Raw genomic sequence first — 19,986 nt, forward strand, 5'->3', positions numbered from 1 at the left:
TTTTTATCCTGCTATTGCTTTTGCTAAATTTGTATAAGCTTTTGTTCCAATTGCTGCCGCATCATAAAGCATAATTGGTTTTCCAAAACTTGGGCTTTCTGCTAATTTAATATTTCTTGGTATTACTACATATGAACTACCATCAATTTTAAATAATTTACTTTCAAAATGTTGTGCAAGGTCTGCAAATACTTGTTTTGCAAGGTTATTTTGTGCACTATACATAGTAGGAAGGAATCCTCTTATTTGTAATTGTCTATTAATAGTTTGTTTTACTAATTTTATTGTATTAAGTAATTGTGCTAAACCTTCAAGGGCAAAAAACTCACATTGAATTGGTATTAAAACAGAATTAGAGGCACTTAGTGTATTAATTGTAATTGGTCCTAGTGCTGGAGGTGAATCAATAATAATATAATCAAAATCTTTTTTAATAGGATCAATTTTTCTTTTTAAAATCAATTCCCTATCTTTTGTATTTTTATAGAATTCTCTTTCAATACCAACTAAACCGATATTTGAAGGGGCTACTTTTAAATTATCAATTTCTGAGTCTAGTATAATCTCATTTAATTCTTTTGTTCCAAGCATAACATGATAAATATTATATTCATAGGTATCTCTGTGAAACCCTAAACTTGTAGTTGCATTTGCTTGTGGATCTGCATCTATTAATAATACTTTCTTCCCTTGTAAGGCCAAAGCTGCACTTAAATTCACAGCTGTAGTTGTTTTACCAACTCCACCTTTTTGATTTGCTATTGTTATTACTTCTGCCATCATCTTAGACTAAAAACCTTTTTATTATTAATATTTATCGAACCATCACTATTTAACTGTGCATTGATTAAGGGTATTTTTTCATTGTTAATTGTTGCGTGTAAATTTTTACTTCTTTCGAATTCTACCACATATTCTTTTAAAATATCCTCCCATAAAATCTTTTTTTCAATATTTTGGAAATATAATTTAAATAATTCTTTTATATTTATTTGTATATCTAGTTTTAAGAACTCACTATTAACATTATTTAAATTTAGTCCTATTCCACAATAGACTAAACCATTAGAAACTGAAGTTATAGTTCCTCCAATTTTATAATTATTAATGTAAAAATCATTGGGCCATTTAAGCCAAACTTCTGAACCAAGTTGTTTTAATATATCTTTTAAAACAAAGGAAAAATAAATTGATGCACTTTGTATTTCTAAATCATTTGGCAAATCATATTGTTTAAGTACAAAAGAAAAAAATAAATTTCCTTTTGTACCTACCCATGAATTACCTCGACTACCTATTCCTGCAGTTTGTTCTTGGGTATAAAAACATAAACTATTGGAAAACCCATTATTCTTTATATATTCTTTTAAATATGTGTGTGTAGAATCAACACTTTCTAAATATCTAATTTCCATAAATGCATTGTACTAAATTAATCTACAAGTTCATATTAATGAACTTATATATATAATATTTACTTTTTAATTTGGAGAGATAATGTTAGATCCAGTTTTACCAATTGCTTTATATTTAATGATAGGATATTTTTTTAAAATTTTTATAAAAGATAATTCACAAGCTTTAGTTGATTTTGTCATATATTTTTCACTTCCAGCAATGGTTTTTATAAAAATCTATCCACTTACTTTAGATTTTAAATTTTTAAATATGATATTTATGTTTAATACAATAATTTTAGTAAATCTAGTTTTAACATATTTTGTTGGTAAATTTCTAAAATTTGAGAAAAAAACCTTAGCAACTTTTATGGCTGTTGGAACTTTTGGAAATACTTCTTTTGTAGGATTTTCATATATTGATGCTTTTTATGGGCAAGATTATGTTGTATATGCACTTATATATGATTTATTTGGTTCTTTTTTATTAGTTGTTTCATTAGGATCAGTTATTGTAAACTGGGGAAGTGGTGAACTTATAAGATTTAAAGCCATGACTAGAAAAGTATTATTTTTTCCACCTATAATTATGTTTTTTGTTACTGTTATTTTAAAATTTTTTACTGTTCCTACTTTTGTAATGAATACAGCAAGTGCAATAGGTGCAACAGTTGTACCTGTAGCCATGATTGCTATTGGGATGAAATTAGAAGTAAAAAATATTTTCTACAAATTTAAAACTATTAGTTTACTACTTGGTATAAAAATGCTTTTAATGCCAATACTTGTGATGATAGGATTTTCAATATTTTATAATCTAGATGACATTTGGGGTAAGGTTACAATATTAGAAGTTGCAATGCCACCAATGACTATGGCTGTAATTTTAGCCATTCAAGGTGGGTTAGATGAAAGATTAGCTGTAAACGCATTAGTAATAGGTGTTTTACTTTCATTATTAAGTGTAACAGGTTTTTATTATTTCTTAGCTTGAAAGTCTATTTTAAATAAAGCTCCTTTGCATTGAATACCTTTATATTCAAAGGTAGAATTTTCAGCTTTTATTTTACCACTAAAGCTTTTTTCAATAATAACCTTTGTCATGTACAAACCTATACCTGTACCTTTGTGTTCATCTTTTGTTGTAAAATCTTTTTTAAATATTTTTTCTAGAATATTTTCTTTTATTCCACCTGCATTGTCTTTTATTTTTATTGATATTAAATCATCAATTTTTTCCAAAGTAATAAAAATAAACCTATTTTTATTATTTTGATTTATATTAATATGAAAAGCATCTTTTGCATTTTGTAAGATATTTAAAGTAGCTTGTTTTAATTCATTTTCTAATCCAAAATAATTAATTTTCTCATCTAAATTAAACACTACTTCAATTTCATATTCTGATAAAGTAGCATCAATTATAGCTACACTTTGTTGCAAATTTTTTGCGAGATTAAAAGGCTTTTCATACTTATCAATTTTATAAAAATTTCTAAAATCATCAATCGTATCAGAGAGATACCTAGTCGTATCTACTATCTTATCCAAAGTATCAATGGTTTGATTTTTATCAGCATTATTCAATTCAAAATTAAAACTAAGTGCACTAGCTAGAGTACTAATGCCACTCAGGGGCTGTCTCCATTGATGGGCAATATTACCAATCATTTCCCCCATTGATGCTAATTTTGATTGATGGAAGATTATTGCTGATTTTTTCTCATTTTCACTTATTTCATATTCAACTTTTTTTGTCAATTTTTCATTTGCAATTTTAAGTTCGTTGTTTAACTCTTTTAATCTAATAAAATCATCATGAGCTTGGCAAATTGACAAAGCAATCAAAGAACTTGCCATAGCTAAAGTATCTTTATCTTTTTCATTAAAATCAAAATTATCATCTTTTTCAAGTTTATTTATTAGTTGGATCACCCCTAATTTTTTATTTTCAATTGGATGAATAATGGGTGCTGTTAATATTGAGTGTGTTTTGTAATTATTTTGATTATCATATTCTTTAACCCCCAAAAACTCATATCTTTTTGTTTTATAAACATCATTTACAATTATAATTTTCTCACTTAAGAAAGAATCAACGGCAAGATATTTAGAATTTGGATCAAGGGGAAGTTTTACATCTTTTAATTTTTTGTATTGAAGAAAAATTTCTTCATAAGTCATGGAATCATTTTGAAAAACATTAAAACACAAAGTATTATTATCTACTGTATAGATTGTTCCTGCTTCTGCATTTATTATCTCTCTTACTTGCTTTAATATTTTGTGTAATAAAATATCAAAATCATCTATTTTGAAAAGTTTCAAGTCGTAAATATTGTAATGATTTTTATTTTTTTTCATAATTATTACTTCTATTAAAAATATAAGTAATGATATAATAAATTAAGTTAAAAGACTCCCTATAGAAATTCTTTGACCTCGAATATACTCAATTGATTTAACTTCTTTTTTTGAAGGTGCCTGTAATACAGCAATTTTCAAACTACCTTTTTGACAAGCAATGATTATACCATCATCTTCAATAGCTAATATTTCACCTGCATTATTTAAAGATTTTTTTTCTACAAGAGAAATTTTCTTTAATTTAAGCCCTGATTTTAAATAAACTCCAGGCCAGTAAGAATAAGCTTTGTATTTTTTATAAAGAGCTTCTGCATTTTCAAAACTCACTTCTCCATGCTCTTTTTTTATCTTTTTACAATAACTTACATTTATCTCATTTTGAACTTTTGGACTTATTCTTTCAAAATTGTCTAAAGTCTCAATTGTAAGTTTAGAAGCTAATTGCGAGAGTTTGGAAAATAGTTCTGCTACTTCCATAGTTTTGGGGATTTTAAAATATTTCAATCCCAAGATATCACCACTATCAAGTCCCTCTGCCATTAACATAGAAGTTACACCTGTATAAGTATCTCCATTTAAAAGTGATTCTTGTATAGGACTTGCTCCTCTATACTTTGGTAATAATGAAGCATGTAAATTAATACATGGAGCAATATCTAAAATATCTTTTGGTAAAATCTGTCCATAAGCAGCAACTATTATAAAATCTGGATTTAAGGCTTCTATTTGTCGTTTTGCATCTTGATTATTTCTTAATTTTTCAGGTTGATAAATGGGAATATTTAAATTATTATCTATGCAAAATTGTTTAATATGAGGAGCAGTTATAACTTGCTTTCTACCAATAGGTTTATCTGGTTGGGTAAAAAGCCCTACTATTTCATAAGAACTATTTAAAATCTCTTCAAAGATTTTTGTAGCATAATCTGGTGTTCCCATAAATAGTACTTTTTTACCCATCTTAATCCTTTTTAACTATCCTAAATTATTCTAATTTTGTTTAATAAATAGTGTTCCACTTTTATGATTCTCATTCAATAAAAAATCATATGCATTTGTCAAATCAAATCCCGAAGTTAGATACATCATTTTGTCATTTTTTAATAAAAGGTTTGCAGCTTTTAGTTTTGTTACAATCCCACCCGTTGCAAACTCCGAATTTGGACTATGTTTCATTTCCAATTCGTCTTCTTTTAAAAAGCTAACTATTTTTCTCATTTTTGCTTCTGGATTTTCATGTGGATTACAATCATATAGTCCATCAATATCAGAAAGAATTACTAATATATCAGCATCAAAGAAAATTGCAGCATGAGCACCTAATTGGTCATTGTCACCAATTAAAAGTTCTTCATTTGCAATTACATCATTTTCATTTAAAATAGGAATAATATTATTTTCTAATAAAATTTCCATTACCCCTTTTGCATTTTTTGATCTTTTTCTAGAATCAAAATCATTAGCAACAAGAAGCATTTGAGCACAAGTAAATCCATGTTCTCTAAATCTTTTTTTGTAATGTTTCATCAATAAGGGTTGACCAATAGCTGCTAATGCTTGCCTATTTAAAACCTTTGTTCTATCTAATTCTAAAGTTATATTTCCAGCAGCAACTGCACCAGAAGAGACTAAAATAATCTCATACTTTTTTTCTAATTTTAATTTTGCTATTAAGTCAACTAAATTATTTAGTCGTTCTACTGCTAGAACATTGCCCTCTCGTAAAACGGCACTTCCAACTTTAATAACTATTCGTTTCATTTATTTACCTTGAGTAATCAAATTATGTAAAGCAAATTTTAAAGCACCTATATTATGGTGAGTTACAGATGAAATTGGTAAAATGAAAAAAGGCTTACTTTTATCAAATTTTTCATAAACTGTATCTTGAATATAATAAGGTAATTTTTTATCAAAACCAAATTCATTTGATTTTGTAACTTCTAAACCTAATTCATTAATAAATTTAGTTATATCAGCACTTAAATCTTCACCATAATAAGCATCAGTTTTTGTTAATGCTATTGCAAAATTTCTTTTACTTAAATCACTCGAAAATTTTTCTAACTCTTCTTTTAAAACATTGAATTGATCAAGTGTATTTCTATAATTAGTAATATCAATAGTAAAAAGTAAAGTTTTTGTTCGCTCAATATGTCTCAAAAACTCCAAGCCTAATCCTTTACCTTCACTTGCACCATCAATAATTCCAGGAATATCTGCCATAACAAAAGAATTGAAATCACCAACTTCTACAACACCTAGTTTTGGTGTTAATGTAGTAAATTCATAATTTGCAACTTCAGGAGTTGCATTTGATGTAGTTGATATTAGTGTTGATTTTCCAACATTTGGATAACCTACAAGTCCAACATCTGCTATTAATTTCAGTTCTAATCTTATGTTCATAGTCTCACCAGGAAGTCCTGGTTGAAAATATGTTGGTCTTTGATTTCTTGAATTTTTAAAGTGAGTATTACCTAATCCACCTTTTCCACCTTCAAGCAAAAGTTTTTTATCACCCTCTTCTAATAAATCTGCGATAACTTCATCTGTATCATCATTAATTATTTGAGTCCCAGGAGGAACAACTAAAACTAAAGTTTCTCCACTTTTCCCAGTACATCTACTACCTAATCCTGGTTTCCCATTATCAGCTTTTAATTTGTGCTTACCTTTGTACCAAGATAAAGTATCAGTGTTATTATCTACTGTAAAGCAAACATCTCCACCTTTCCCTCCATCTCCACCATCAGGTCCACCTTTTACTACGAATTTTTCTCTTCTAAATGCGGCACAACCTTGTCCACCTTTTCCAGAAGAGATACTAAATTTTACGCTATCTATAAACATTACAAACCTTTAATATATTAATTATGTAATTATAACTATTATTAAGTACAACTGCTTGTATTTAACAATAATTATAAACTAAAAAAAAGGGTGTAGGCAAATGCACTACACCCTTTTAAAACAAAAAGAAGTTTAACTTACGAAGCGTAAACTGAAACTTTTTTTCTATCTTTATCTTTAACTTCGAATTTTACAACTCCGTCAATTAAAGCAAAAATTGTGTGGTCTTTACCAATACCAACATTGTTACCAACATGTACTTTCGTACCTCTTTGTCTGATGATGATATTTCCAGCTTTTACAGCTTCCCCACCATATTTTTTAACTCCAAGTCTTCTACCAGCTGAGTCTCTATTATTCTGTGTACTACCTTGTCCCTTTTTATGAGCCATAGTCTATCTCCTTATGCAGCTATTTTAGTAATTCTAATTTTTGTAAAGCTTCTTCTGAAACCTTTTTTTAATTTAGAATCTTTTCTTCTTCTTTTTTTGTAAATAAGAACTTTTCTGTCTCTATTTGCACCAGTACCGTCTAATACCACTACAGCTTCTACTTTTGCAGAAGAAATAGCATCACCACATTTTAATTCTCCATCGTTTACTGCTAATACATCAGTAATCTCTAAAGATTCTTTCGCAGCTTTTCCAGTATAGTCGATATCGATCATATCGCCTTCTGAAACCTTATACTGCTTACCACCACACTTTATAATTGCATACATATCTTTTCCTCTAACTTATCAATTCTTTAGTAACTTTCTTATTTAACGGGACGGAATGTTACCAAATGTTAGTTTAAATTAACTTTAAGCGAAAAATCATTATAGGTTTATTACATCATCACAAATGGCAATTGTATCCATTTCAACTAAAACATTTTTTGGTAAAGTTTTTACAGCAACTGTACTTCGTGCAGGCTTATGATCACCAAAATACTCACCATAGATAACATTTACAATACCAAAATCTTCCATGTTTTCTAAATAAATTGTAACTTTTAAAACTTTTTCTAAAGAACTATTTGCTTCTGCCAATACATTTTGCAGATTTGTTAAAACTTGATGTGTTTGCTTTTTTATATCTCTCTCAACTAACTCACCTTCAGGAGTAAGAGCAATTTGACCAGAAGTATAAACTAATCCATTATATTTAACTGCTTGAGAATAAGGTCCTATTGCAGCTGGTGCACTTTCTGTTTTAATTATTTCCATTATATTTCCTTGATTTTTTGTAATTTTACTTTAAAAAAAGTTTTATGACTATTAAATTTATAAATTATAAGTTATTAATTTACCTTTTTTTAACATTGATATATTATCTCTTATTTTTCGTATCAAAGAACTTTTTTCATTAAAAGTATAATTCTTATCATATAAAACTTCATTTAATTTATTTGTATAGAATTTTCCTAATAAAATCAATAACTCTGCATTTAATCTTTCATCATCATAATCTTCTAATCTCTCATTTAGAAGTACTGAATTTAATCTTTCATCATCTATATTTGCTAATAATATTTCAAACTCATTTTTATGATAATCAAACATAGATGCATCTATTATATCTAACACACTTGATAATCTTTTTTTATCATTTAAAATTGCTTTTATGATACAAAGTTCACCTATATCCACTTTTGATAGTTGTACATTATTATTTCTATTTATTGTACTCTTAGTTATTTTTATTAAATTCTCTCTGATATTTAACTTTTGAGCAATATATCTTGAGTATTCATCATGATATATTGCATTTAAAGTATTTAAAAACTCATTTACTTCCTGCAAAGCTTTTTGTTTATTTTGTGGATCACTTAAATCAAATTGTGAGATAATATGATCAATGGCAAAAGGTATAAAAGGTTTTGGTTTAGAAAATATTTTGTTTAGTTCTTCAACTTTTCCATCTTTTACCATATCTGCGGGGTCAAAGCCTTTTTCAAAAATAATAACTCCACCTTCAAAGTCATTGTGTGCCATTAGAAGTGAAGCTTTAAAAGCAGCATTTAGTCCTGCATTATCTCCATCATAGGCCACAATTACACGCGGTTCTCCTCTTTTTAATATGGGTAAGTGATCTTTTGTTAGTGCAGTTCCCAAGGTTGCAACTGCATTGTCAAAACCTGCTTGATGTAACATTATTACATCCAAATAACCTTCTGTGATTATTATCTCTTTTTTCTTATAGATTTTCTCTTTTGAAAGATTGTAACCATATAAAAGTCTTGATTTATTGAAGATTTTAGTTTGAGGCGAATTTACATATTTTGCATTGTGTCCAGTGATTGTTCGACCACCAAAACCAACTAAGCCCCCATTTAATGAATAAATAGGAAAAGTAATTCTTTCTATAAATCTTGCATATAAACCATTTGCCCCTGTATCAATAATCCCTAATTCTTTTGCATCATTAAGATTTAAAAAATTTGATTTTAAATAATTTATAGTCTCACCTGAACTTGGAGCATAACCTATTTCAAACTTTTCTATTGAAGATTCGTAAATCCCCCTGCTTTTTATATACTCTTTTGCAGTATCATTAGTTACAAAATTTTTCTTATAATATTTATTAATCTCTTCAATTGCTTTTGTATCTTGTTTTTTCTGATTTGTGTCATCATAAACTAAAGTAAAATTATTCATACTAGCTAATTTTTCAATAGCTTCTGGATATGAAAGTTTTTCATACTCCATAACAAACTTAATGGAATCACCACCTGCTCCACACCCAAAACAATGATATATCTGCTTAGCTGGACTAACGACAAAAGAAGGAGTACTTTCTCCATGAAAAGGACAACACGCTTTAAAATTAGCACCTGATTTTTTTAATTGTAAGAATTGTGAGATTGTATCAACTATGTCAATATTGTTTTTTAAATTTTCTATAGAATCTTTGTTTATCATAAAAAAGATTATACAATTTAATCTCTTTAATTAAACAATTTAGATTTTTATATGTTCAATTATGATAATATTAATATCAAAATAAAAACAAGGTTTAATAATTGCAATCAGCATTTGAGTATAGGGATCCACTTTTTGGAATCTTAGTACTTCTATTACTTATATTCGTAATTTCATTTTTAACTTATACTTTTGGTGTTTATAAAGAAAAACTTGCCAGAAAAGAGTACAGAAAACTTCTTAAGCGTTTTGAATTGGGAAAGCTAAAAGAAGAGGATTATGTACACCTATATAAAACTTATAATTTACCTTTTGATTCTATTTTACTTTTAGCATCTACTTTTTTACATAAAGGTGATTATACAAAAGCTATTAGTGTTTATTTAGCGCTTTTAGAGCATGTAAAAGATAGAGTAAAAAAAGAAGAACTCCTTGAACTTTTGGGATCTACTTACTTTAAAGGTGGTTTTTTACAAAGGTCAAGGGAGATATTTTTAAAGATTTTAAAATTTTCTCCAAGAAATAATGAAGCACTAAAATATTTACTCTTGATTAATGAAAGACTAAAAGAGTATGACAAAGCTATTGATGTTTTAAATTCATTAGAAGAAATAGATGTAGATACAGTAAGAGATAGAATTTATATAGAAACACTAATAATACTAAATGATCCAATTATTTCATTTGACAAAAAAACAGAAAAACTTTATAGCTTTTTTAAATTAAATAAAATCATTGAAAGAATGTTCTTAGAGTATTTATTACAATTCAATAAGGAATTCTTTTGGGAAAATATTGATAAGTTTGATTTAACAAAAATTATTGATTTGCTTTGGTACTTAGATTTTAATGATATAGATTTTGATAAAGTTGATAGTAATGAAGTATTAAAAGAGTTATATAATGCAAAAGGTTATCTAAATAATTTAGAAAAAAGTGAAGATTTTAGTTTTCAAATTTTGATGTTAATAAAAAGAAATAATGCTGACATAAATGCTGATTTAAATTTTGACTTTTTATGTACAACTTGTAAAAAAACTCTTCCAATATATTCTACAAGATGTCCACATTGTCACAATACCTTAACATTTAAAGTAAAACATAGTTTAATCAAGGGAATAAGTGAAAAAAATCAATCTTTACAGTGATGGTTCATCTTTAGGCAATCCAGGTCCGGGTGGATATGGAACAATTTTAGAGTTTAATGGAAAACAAAAAGAGCTAAGTGGTGGTGAAGATAATACTACAAATAATAGAATGGAATTAAAAGGTGTTATTGAGGGATTAAAAGCTTTAAAAGAGCCTTGTGATGTACATATTACTTCTGATTCTACTTATGTAGTAAAAGGAATAAATGAATGGTTAAGTTCATGGATTAAAAATGATTGGAAATCATCAACAAAAAAACCTGTAAAAAATGATGATTTATGGAAAGAGTACGTAGAAGTATCAAAAAGTCACAAAATTTTAGCTTCATGGGTAAAAGGTCATGCAGGACATGAAGAAAATGAAAGATGTGATATACTTGCAAAAGATTTTGCACAAAATATAAAGGAAAAAAATGAGTGATTATGCAAATTTAGAAAAGTGCCTGGATTATCAGTTTAAAAATAAAGATCTGATAGTCGAAGCACTTACCCACAAAAGTTTTAAGAAACCGTACAATAATGAACGACTAGAATTTTTAGGTGATGCAGTTTTAAACTTAATAGTTGGTGAGTATTTATACAAAAAGTTTCCCGAATCAAATGAGGGAGATTTATCAAAAATAAGAGCATCTTTAGTAAATGAAACTGGCTTTACTAAATTAGCAAATGAGATAAAACTTGGTGATTATATCTATTTATCAATAGCAGAAGAGAGAAATAAAGGAAGAACAAAAGCTTCTATTTTATCCGATGCCTTTGAATCAATAATGGGTGCTATTTATTTAGAATCTGGATTAGAAGTTTTAAAACCTATAATTCTAAATTTATTAGAAAAATCATATGATAAAATAAATTTAGATGTACTATTTAGTGACTACAAAACAGCTCTTCAAGAGATAACACAAGCTGAATTTGGCTCAATTCCAGAATATAAAATTGAAGGTTCTTATGGACCTGATCATAAAAAAGAATTTGAAGTCTCAATTTGGATAAATAACCAATGTTATGGACAAGCTATAGGGAAAAGTAAAAAATTAGCACAACAATCTGTTGCTAAAATTGCTTTAGATAAATTAAAAGGTTAATAAAAGAATGAATAGTTTTGGGCAGAAGTTTAGATTTTCAACATTTGGAGAAAGTCATGGAAATGCACTAGGTTGCATTGTTGATGGAGTTCCTGCAGGAATAAAAATCGATGAGAAATTTATACAAGCAGAGATGGATAGAAGAAGACCTGGTAAAAATGAATTTGCCACAGCAAGAAAAGAAGGTGATAAAGTAGAAATACTTTCAGGAGTATTTGAAGGTAAAACAACTGGTTCACCTATTGCAATGGTTATATTCAATGAAAACCAAAAAAGTAAAGACTATACAAATATAAAAGACCTTTTTAGACCAGGACATGCAGACTTTACATATTTTCATAAATATGGACTAAGAGATTATAGAGGTGGAGGAAGAAGTAGTGCAAGAGAAACAGCTGCAAGAGTAGCAGCAGGAGCTATTGCTAAACTTCTTATTGCAGAAGTTGGTATTGAGATAAGAAGTGGAATCTTTGCAATTGATGGAATTGAAAGTTCTAGTTTTGATTTTGATTATGCAAAAACTTCTGCAATATATTCACTAGATAAAAATAAAGAAGAGTTTCAAAAAGAAGCAATTTTAGCTGCTAAAAACTCACATAATAGTGTGGGTGGAGTGGCTTTAGTAAATGTAAAAAATGCACCAATTGGTTTAGGTGAACCACTATATTATAGACTAGATGCTCAAATAGCAGCTGCTATGATGGGAATCAATGCAGTTAAAGCTGTAGAAATTGGTGATGGAATAGAAGCTAGTAAAGTAAAAGGTTATGATAATAATGACCAAATAGATAAAAATGGATTTAAGACAAATCACTCAGGTGGAATCTTAGGTGGAATATCAAATGGTGATGACATCAATGTAAAAGTATACTTTAAAGCAACACCATCGGTGTTTATCAAACAAGAGAGTATTGATATTCATAATAATGAAGTTTCATGTGAGTTAAAAGGAAGACATGATCCTTGTGTTGCTGTTAGAGGTTCAATTGTTGCTGAGTCTATGATGGCAATAGTTATTGCTGATATGTTACTTTTAAACATGAGTAGCAATATAAATAGTATAAAAAAAGTTTATAGTTAACTAAAAAGTTATATTAATAAATCTTTCTGTTTTTCATACTATCTTTAGGTTTTATATTAAACTCTTTAAAAAAAGCATTAGTGAAGTTGTTGGCATATTTATATCCAGTTAAATATGCAACTTCATTTATATTATATTCTCCTGATTCTAACATCTTTTTTGCTTTTGTTAATTTGTATTTTGATAAAAGTTTATGTGGACTTTCATTAAATACTTGTCTAAATCCTTTTTTTAGTTTAAATTCATTTAAGCATACTTTTTTTGCAAGTTCAACAATAGATGGAGGATTTTGAATATTTTCAAATAATATTTCTTTTGCTTTATAAATTTGCTTTTTATCATAAGTATTAAGACTTATTATTTCTTTTTTTTCAGAAATTTTATTTATTTCAAGATAAAGTAATTCTAATATTTTACTTTGTAAAAATAAGCTACTTAATTCATTAGTATAAGAATGTGTATATATATCACTTAAAATATATTTTGTTTCTATTCGTGTAGGAGAAAAATCAATTAAAGTTAGATTTTGATTATTTTTATATTTTTTCAAAATTGTCTCTTCAAAATTTCTTTCTAAAAAATCTTCATTTATTATTAATCTTATTTGTTCAACTTTTTCATTATTAAATTCACGAACTCCTTCTGTCTTATTAAAAAGTGAGATAGTAGTAAATCCCTCATTAAAGTGAATTTTTTCTTTTTTATCATAACTTTTATACCTTGAATTACCTTTCAATGAAAAAGTAATAACAAACTTTTTTTCATCTTGCTTTGTTTCTATTTGAGTTGGTTTAAAAAAATCAAAATCAGTTTTTAATAATAAAATACCATCTTGAATACATAGTTTTTCCATATAGTCTTTTCCTATTTCACGGGGAAATGTATTTTTTAAGATTTTATCATTTGAACAAAGATTATTAAATAATAAGTCTTTTAAACTTAATTTATGCATATTGCTCCTTTATGAATAGAAATAAAACCTTCCACAATAAAAATGATATTGAATATCATTTTTATTAAAGTTATAATAATTTCAATTAATTTTTAATTAAAGGAAAAGGAATAATGTTAAATTTAAAGAATAAAACATTTTTAACAATTGTAAGTAGTATTTTATTTACAAACTTATATGCAAATGATACACAAAAATTGGAAGAAATAACTGTTACAGCACAAAAGAGTGAAGAAGATGTTCAAAAAGTACCTATGAGTGTCTTTGTATTAAATAAAGAACGATTAAATGATAGTTCTATTACAAAATTAGATGAGATAGGTCTTTACACTCCTAATTTACTTCTATTTAATACAGGGGAAGAAGGATTAGTAACTCCATCAATAAGAGGAATATCTGGTGATATTAGTTCTTTTTCTACTCCTGTTAGTCTATATGTAGATGGTGTTCCAATAATGAACAGCTTCGGGTACACAAGTGCTTTACTTGATGTTGATAGAATAGAAGTTCTGAAAGGTCCACAAGGAACTTTATATGGAAAGAATTCTGAAGTTGGAGTAATAAATGTAATAACAAATAAGCCCAATAATATATTTAGAGGAAAACTTTCTACAACAATTGCAAATGAAGGAAAAAGAGAATATAAAGCTATAGTATCAGGACCAATAATAAAAGATAAATTCTATATTGGACTTGCATATAAACATGATGAGAGAGATGGCTTTATAAAAAATAAAAATAAAAATAAAAAAGAAAATAATAAAGAAGGTGACTATGGAAAAATAAATCTAAGATTTACACCTACTGATAATTTAGACATTTCTCTAATTGCGACAAAAAGTAAAAGAGATGATGGTTCTTTAGATTGGGCAAAAGCAGGACAAAATAACAATATAGAAGTTTCATCAAATCTCATAGGATATTCTAAGCCAAAAGAGACTTCTTATTCTTTAAATGTACAATACGATATAGATGATAATACAAAATTTACATCAACAAGTGCAAAAAGAAATTATAAAGAAAATGTTGCACTAGACATTGATTTAACACCTTTTACAATTTCTCACATTTATAGGGATTATGAGTTTGACAGTTTTTCACAAGAATTTAAACTAGAAAATGATTTTAAGAATACAAAATTAACTACAGGAATTTTTTTTAGTAAAGAAGATGACGATATAGCCTTTAAACAAATAATGTTCTTAAATCCATTAGGCAATAGTTCATTACAAAACTTAAACTCAAAAACATATAGTTTTTATACAAATATTGATACTGGAATAACTGAAAATTTTAGGATAAATGCAGGAATAAGATATGAGTATGAGAAGAAAAATTTAAAAGTAAACTCAAGTAATATATATCTTGAAAAAAACTTTGAAAATATCTTGCCAAAGTTATCTTTAATATATAATTTTAATGAAGATACTATGATGTATTTTACAGTAGCTAAAGGAAATAGAAGTGGAGGTTTTAATCCATTTATATCTTTAGAAAATAGTAAAAAATACACTAACGAAGAGTTAATATCCTATGAATTAGGTTATAAGACATATTTATTTAATAATAGTATATTATTTAACTCTTCAATTTATTATATGAATATTGATAATATGCAAGTTCAATTAAGAGATAGTACTTCCAATCCATATATGGCAAATGCCGCAAAAGCAACTTCAAAGGGAATAGAAGTAGAAATACAAGCATTTCTAACAAATAATCTTGTTTTATTTGCAAATGGAGCATTAAATCATACTACATTTGATGAATATAACGATAGCGAAGATTATAGTGGAAATAAGAACCCTTTTTCTCCAAAATACAATTTTAACCTTGGTCTTCAATATGAAAATGAAAATGGATACTTAGGAAAAATTGATTTATCAGGATATGGGAAAACATATTTTGATCCAGCAAATAAATACTCTCAAAAAGCATATCAGTTAGTGAATACTAAGATTGGGTATAAAACAAAAGAATATGAAATCTATCTATATGGAAAAAATATATTTGATAAAAAACATATAGCTACAAATGCATATATGAATGGTAATACATCTGTATATTATGATGATAAAGAGTTTGGTATTCAACTAACATATAAATTTTAAGGAAAAGAAATGTCAAAAAATATAAATAAATATCTTAATATGCTTTTAGTTCAGCAAAAAGTAGAACTACTGTCAATAGCATTAGATTTAGAAATTTTTAAACTATTAGAAGAAGAGAAACACACTTCTCTTAGCTTAGCAAGAAAAATAAATACTCATGAAGAAAACACAGAAATTTTACTTGATTCATTAATCTTTTTAGAACTTGTTACAAAAGTTCAAGAAATATATGTGAATACACAAATTACAAGAAAGTTCTTTATTATAGGTAAGGAAAGTTATTGTGGAGATGTTTTCTTACATAGAAAAGAATTATTAAATAAAGCAAATAAAATGTTAAGTTTATTAATCAAAGAGGGCAATGACTTAATTAAAGATTCAACGCATCCTGAAAAATGGGCAGAAGCAGCAAAGGAAAATTTGAAGCAAGAACAAAAGAATCTTATTGCTCCTTTTGCACTAAATATTGTAAAAGAGTTAAAAGAATTCAAAAACTTTAATAAAATGTTAGATTTAGGTTGTTCCTCTGGAATCGTTGCATTAGAATTTGTGAAAAATTACCCTTCATTAAATGCAGTATGTTTTGATTATAAAGAAGTAACAGATGTAGTTAAAACCCATATAAAAGAATATAAACTTGAAAATAAAGTTAATGTACTTAGTGGTGACATTGAGGAAGATGATATAGGTAATAAGTATGATTTAATTTGGTGCAGTAATGTTTTCTATTTTTTAAAAGATAGAGATCAATTGATAAAGAAACTCTATGATGCATTAAATCCAAATGGAGTTTTAGTTACTTGTCATATTGAAAAAAATGACAAAAATATAATTTGTGAAAATAGTTTTTTTTATTTCTTATTTTTAAATTTACAAGGTAAAAAATATTTAAAAGAAGACCACTTAATAAGTACTTTTAAAAGAGTCGGATTTAAAAATATAGAGTCATTTGAAAATAAAGATTTTCCAATGACTCCCATACAAATACATATTTTAAAGAAATAATATATGAATCAATTAACTAAAAACAATCTACTCTTTGCTTCTTTGTTTACTGCGATATTAACTCCCATGATATATTTTGTAATGGGTATTCCAATGATATTGCAAATGAAAGGCTATGATTCAACAATTATTGGGATTTTTCAATTGATTGGTTTACCAATGGTATTCAAATTTTTAATGTCAACACCAATTGATAAATTTGTTTTTAAAAAAAGACATTATAAGAAGTGGACTTTTTATAGTGGAGTTATATATGCTTTGCTATTGTTTTCAATTAGTTTTTTATCCTTAGAAAAAAATATATATTTAGTTTTCATAGCAATATTTATAACTGCTTTGTTTTCTACTTTTATTGATATTCCTCTGAATGCCCTTGCAATAAAATTATTTAAAAAAGAAGAGAGGATTAGTGCAGGAAGTTATAAAGTTAGTGCATTTTGCATTGCTGCAATGCTAGGAAGTGGGGTGTTCCTACTCTTCTTTAATCATTTAGGTTGGAAAACAACATTTATTATAATGGCTTCAATGTTATTATTTTCATTAATTTCATTAAGTTTTATTAAAGAAAATGATGAGATTATAAAAGAAAAAAAAGCCTCATTAAAAGATATAGTCACTTTCTTTAAACAAAAAAATATTGGAATATGGGTTATTATTTTATGTTTTTATTTTGCATTTATAAGTGCAATTTGGGTTTTTTTCAAACCATACTTAATTAATAAAGGAATAAAGCCAGATGACATAGCAATTTATGTTGGTATATATGGAAGTATTATTGGATTTTTAGGTGGTCTATTAACTAATAAAATAGGTAATATTTTTTCAAAAAAAACATTACTAATTACATTTATGATTTTTAACATCTTTAGTACAATAGTGTTAATATATATAGAACAAGCAAATCTAACATATCCTTATTTATTATTTAGTATCACATTTATCGCCCTATCAATATCGCTATCTTCTGCAATTATATTTTCAATGATTATGGATTATAGTAGAAAGGGATCAAGAGCCATTGATTATTCTATTCAGTCAAGTATTTTTTCTTTTACTCGGATTATTTCAGCAATTATAGCAGGAATTCTAATCTCAAATTTTAGGTTTCAAGGAATGTTTATATTTGAATTATTTGGTATGCTCATACTGACTTTATTTATATATAAATTTTATAAGGAATAGAATCAAAAGTCTATAATTAAAAGATATTAAAGCAAAGATTATGTAATATTTACTTGATCTTTACTTTGGTTAAGTTGAAAGATCGAAAGCTGGTTTATTCCAGCTTTTTTTTTGATTTATTTTTATTGATTTTAAATTGAAAAATTTTGTAAAAACCGAAAAAAGAATTAAAATATATTAAAATGGTTTTTACAAAATGAAGGGGCGCTTATTAAACTTATTCCTTGAAGGGGGGGGGGAAGGGAACAAGAATAATAATGTATGTTTTAAGTTAGATTTCAAATAGATAACAAAGGAGTAAAAGATTTTAAATACTGTAAAAATATTTAGATAAATTTTACTTTCTAACGTTAATGAACATATGACAGGAATTATAACAGCATTTTGAACATATGTCAAGTATATTATGGTAGAATGTTAAATAAATTAAGGTAATCAATGGCAAGAGACAAATTAAAACGGAAATTAGAACTTGTACCAGTATGCAAATACTTTGGTCCAAAAGATATTGAAGCAAAAGAAGACATAGTATTATTACACGAAGAATTAGAGGCTATCCATCTAATGGATTCTTTTTGTATGTACCAAGAAGATGCTGCTAAGAAGATGAATGTATCAAGAGCAACCTTTGCAAGAATTGTAAAAAGTGCAAGAAAAAAAATCTCACTAGCACTAGTAACTGGAAGTAATATTAAAGTTCATGAAATAAATAATGAATTTCATTTAGCTGTTTGTTCTAATTCAAATACGCAAATAGATTATGCAGATGAAAACGCCCAATATATCTGGATATATTTTATAAAAGATTATAAACTGAAATCTCAAAATTGCATAATAAATCCAGTCTATAACAATGAAGATGAGATAGCATGTAATTTACTCCCTGACCTTTTACATGACTATGGAGTAAACTACTTTTTAATTAAAGATATTGATTATGATTTAAAAATTTCACTTATTGCAAAAGGTGTTTATCCTATTTTACAAGACTGTGTTGACGTAGATTCAATGATAGGTATTTTTCAATAGAACTACTTTTTTAATTCAAATTTTAATTCTTCTAATCTTGCAATTCTATCCTCTGTTGTAGGATGAGTTCTAAATAGATTGCCGAATTTTATATCTCTTGTTGAAAATGGATTTACTATAAACATGTGAGCTGTCTCTTCCGTGGCATCTCGCATCTGTCCTCTTTTTGCATAATTCTCAAGTTTTGATAAAGCACTTTGTAATCCAGCTGGATTATTTGTAAGTCTTGCAGATCCTTCATCTGCTAAAAATTCCCTACTTCTACTTACTGTCATTTGTATAATAGATGCAGCTATTGGTAAAATAATAGCCATTAAAAGCATAACAATGGGATGAACTCCTTGTCTATTGTTATTTCCACCAAAGATAGATGAAAACTGCATAAAATTTGCAATCATAGCAATAGCTCCTGCAAATACTGCAGCAATAGTACCTATTAATATATCATAATGCCTTATATGAGATAATTCATGGGCAATAACTCCCTCTATCTCTTCATCATTTAACAAATCAACTAAACCTTGTGTAACAGCCACTGCTGAGTTTTCATAGTTTCTACCCGTTGCAAAAGCATTTGGTACATTATCCACTACCAAATACACTTTTGGCATAGGAAGATTTGCTTTATATGCAAGATTTTCAACTATTTTATAAATATGATTTCTTCTATCTTCTATTAAAACAGCATTATAATGATTTAACACTTGTTTATCAGAGTAATAGTATGCATAAAAATTCATTCCAGCAGCTATTAGAAATGCTATTAAGGCACCATTTGCACCTCCAAATGAAAAACCAATAAAAACAAATAATACAGTTAACAGTGTCAAAAAAAAGATTGTCTTTACTTGTTCCATATTTTTCTCCTTGA

Annotated in this window: 21 protein-coding genes; 9 read left to right on the forward strand and 12 right to left on the reverse strand. The window is 27.0% G+C overall.

The genetic code is table 11. The annotated features are described in order from the left end of the window. Positions 1 to 3: 3 nt before the first annotated feature. Positions 4 to 780: a ParA family protein gene (locus tag CRU95_RS13090; protein WP_129101597.1), complete on the reverse strand. Its 777-nt coding sequence runs from the start codon at positions 778 to 780 to the stop codon at positions 4 to 6. Beyond that, positions 780 to 1,415 (reverse strand): biotin--[acetyl-CoA-carboxylase] ligase, encoded by a 636-nt coding sequence (locus tag CRU95_RS13095; protein ID WP_129101564.1) that lies wholly within the window; start codon positions 1,413 to 1,415, stop codon positions 780 to 782. The genes CRU95_RS13090 and CRU95_RS13095 overlap by 1 nt, the downstream gene beginning before the upstream one ends. A gap of 82 nt (positions 1,416 to 1,497) precedes the next feature. Here CRU95_RS13095 and CRU95_RS13100 point away from each other — a divergent pair, with 82 nt between their 5' ends. Then, a complete protein-coding gene (locus CRU95_RS13100) occupies positions 1,498 to 2,391 on the forward strand; it encodes an AEC family transporter (RefSeq protein WP_129101565.1) in 894 nt (297 codons plus the stop codon). Here the strand turns inward: CRU95_RS13100 and CRU95_RS13105 are convergent. From CRU95_RS13105 to dnaG, 8 genes are all read right to left on the reverse strand, one after another. After that, complete coding sequence (locus CRU95_RS13105) at positions 2,376 to 3,761, reverse strand: GAF domain-containing sensor histidine kinase (RefSeq protein ID WP_129101566.1); 1,386 nt, start codon at positions 3,759 to 3,761, stop codon at positions 2,376 to 2,378. The two genes, CRU95_RS13100 and CRU95_RS13105, sit on opposite strands and share 16 nt — an antisense overlap. Before the next feature lie 42 nt (positions 3,762 to 3,803). Beyond that, entirely contained in the window at positions 3,804 to 4,724 is a 921-nt protein-coding gene (gene fmt / locus CRU95_RS13110) for a methionyl-tRNA formyltransferase (protein WP_129101567.1), read from the reverse strand. A 30-nt stretch (positions 4,725 to 4,754) separates the two neighbouring features. Beyond that, positions 4,755 to 5,525: a glutamate 5-kinase gene (gene proB / locus CRU95_RS13115; protein ID WP_129101568.1), complete on the reverse strand. Its 771-nt coding sequence runs from the start codon at positions 5,523 to 5,525 to the stop codon at positions 4,755 to 4,757. Next, positions 5,526 to 6,617, reverse strand: coding sequence for a GTPase ObgE (obgE, locus tag CRU95_RS13120; RefSeq protein ID WP_129101569.1), 1,092 nt, complete (start codon positions 6,615 to 6,617; stop codon positions 5,526 to 5,528). Between the two features lie 137 nt (positions 6,618 to 6,754). After that, on the reverse strand, positions 6,755 to 7,009 hold the full coding sequence (rpmA, locus tag CRU95_RS13125; RefSeq protein ID WP_129101570.1) for a 50S ribosomal protein L27: 255 nt from the start codon (positions 7,007 to 7,009) through the stop codon (positions 6,755 to 6,757). Positions 7,010 to 7,020: 11 nt separating this feature from the next. After that, a complete protein-coding gene (gene rplU, locus CRU95_RS13130) occupies positions 7,021 to 7,338 on the reverse strand; it encodes a 50S ribosomal protein L21 (protein WP_013136153.1) in 318 nt (105 codons plus the stop codon). A 99-nt stretch (positions 7,339 to 7,437) separates the two neighbouring features. Beyond that, on the reverse strand, positions 7,438 to 7,827 hold the full coding sequence (locus CRU95_RS13135; RefSeq protein ID WP_309109224.1) for a RidA family protein: 390 nt from the start codon (positions 7,825 to 7,827) through the stop codon (positions 7,438 to 7,440). A gap of 57 nt (positions 7,828 to 7,884) precedes the next feature. Next, positions 7,885 to 9,522, reverse strand: coding sequence for a DNA primase (gene dnaG, locus CRU95_RS13140; protein ID WP_129101572.1), 1,638 nt, complete (start codon positions 9,520 to 9,522; stop codon positions 7,885 to 7,887). Between the two features lie 101 nt (positions 9,523 to 9,623). Here dnaG and CRU95_RS13145 point away from each other — a divergent pair, with 101 nt between their 5' ends. The 4 genes from CRU95_RS13145 to aroC are packed head-to-tail and all read left to right on the forward strand — an operon-like array spanning position 9,624 to position 12,836. After that, positions 9,624 to 10,670, forward strand: a complete 1,047-nt coding sequence (locus tag CRU95_RS13145; RefSeq protein WP_129101573.1) for a lipopolysaccharide assembly protein LapB — start codon at positions 9,624 to 9,626, stop codon at positions 10,668 to 10,670. Then, the gene (gene rnhA, locus CRU95_RS13150) at positions 10,645 to 11,091 is read left to right on the forward strand and encodes a ribonuclease HI (RefSeq protein WP_129101574.1); all 447 of its coding nucleotides are present in this window, start codon (positions 10,645 to 10,647) and stop codon (positions 11,089 to 11,091) included. The genes CRU95_RS13145 and rnhA overlap by 26 nt, the downstream gene beginning before the upstream one ends. Further along, complete coding sequence (rnc, locus tag CRU95_RS13155) at positions 11,084 to 11,755, forward strand: ribonuclease III (RefSeq protein WP_129101575.1); 672 nt, start codon at positions 11,084 to 11,086, stop codon at positions 11,753 to 11,755. The genes rnhA and rnc overlap by 8 nt, the downstream gene beginning before the upstream one ends. A 7-nt stretch (positions 11,756 to 11,762) precedes the next feature. Further along, a complete protein-coding gene (gene aroC / locus CRU95_RS13160) occupies positions 11,763 to 12,836 on the forward strand; it encodes a chorismate synthase (RefSeq protein ID WP_129101576.1) in 1,074 nt (357 codons plus the stop codon). A gap of 13 nt (positions 12,837 to 12,849) precedes the next feature. On the opposite strand, the gene CRU95_RS13165 is transcribed toward aroC, so the two are convergent. After that, positions 12,850 to 13,788: an AraC family transcriptional regulator gene (locus tag CRU95_RS13165; protein WP_129101577.1), complete on the reverse strand. Its 939-nt coding sequence runs from the start codon at positions 13,786 to 13,788 to the stop codon at positions 12,850 to 12,852. 113 nt (positions 13,789 to 13,901) lie between these two features. Between CRU95_RS13165 and CRU95_RS13170 the strand changes: the two genes are divergently transcribed. The 4 genes from CRU95_RS13170 (at position 13,902) to CRU95_RS13185 (ending at position 19,115) form a co-directional block, all read left to right on the forward strand. After that, a complete protein-coding gene (locus tag CRU95_RS13170; protein WP_129101578.1) occupies positions 13,902 to 15,899 on the forward strand; it encodes a TonB-dependent receptor in 1,998 nt (665 codons plus the stop codon). A gap of 9 nt (positions 15,900 to 15,908) precedes the next feature. After that, positions 15,909 to 16,904: a methyltransferase gene (locus CRU95_RS13175; protein ID WP_129101579.1), complete on the forward strand. Its 996-nt coding sequence runs from the start codon at positions 15,909 to 15,911 to the stop codon at positions 16,902 to 16,904. A gap of 3 nt (positions 16,905 to 16,907) precedes the next feature. Beyond that, the gene (locus CRU95_RS13180; RefSeq protein WP_129101580.1) at positions 16,908 to 18,086 is read left to right on the forward strand and encodes an MFS transporter; all 1,179 of its coding nucleotides are present in this window, start codon (positions 16,908 to 16,910) and stop codon (positions 18,084 to 18,086) included. 438 nt (positions 18,087 to 18,524) lie between these two features. Continuing rightward, positions 18,525 to 19,115 carry a DUF134 domain-containing protein gene (locus CRU95_RS13185; RefSeq protein ID WP_129101581.1) on the forward strand — a complete coding sequence of 197 codons (591 nt, stop codon included), beginning with the start codon at positions 18,525 to 18,527 and terminating at the stop codon, positions 19,113 to 19,115. Positions 19,116 to 19,117: 2 nt separating this feature from the next. On the opposite strand, the gene htpX is transcribed toward CRU95_RS13185, so the two are convergent. Then, positions 19,118 to 19,972, reverse strand: a complete 855-nt coding sequence (gene htpX, locus CRU95_RS13190) for a zinc metalloprotease HtpX (protein WP_129101582.1) — start codon at positions 19,970 to 19,972, stop codon at positions 19,118 to 19,120. Positions 19,973 to 19,986: the final 14 nt, after the last annotated feature.

The organism is Arcobacter sp. F2176 (assembly GCF_004116465.1).
Taxonomy (GTDB): Bacteria; Campylobacterota; Campylobacteria; order Campylobacterales; family Arcobacteraceae; genus Arcobacter; species Arcobacter siniprincipis.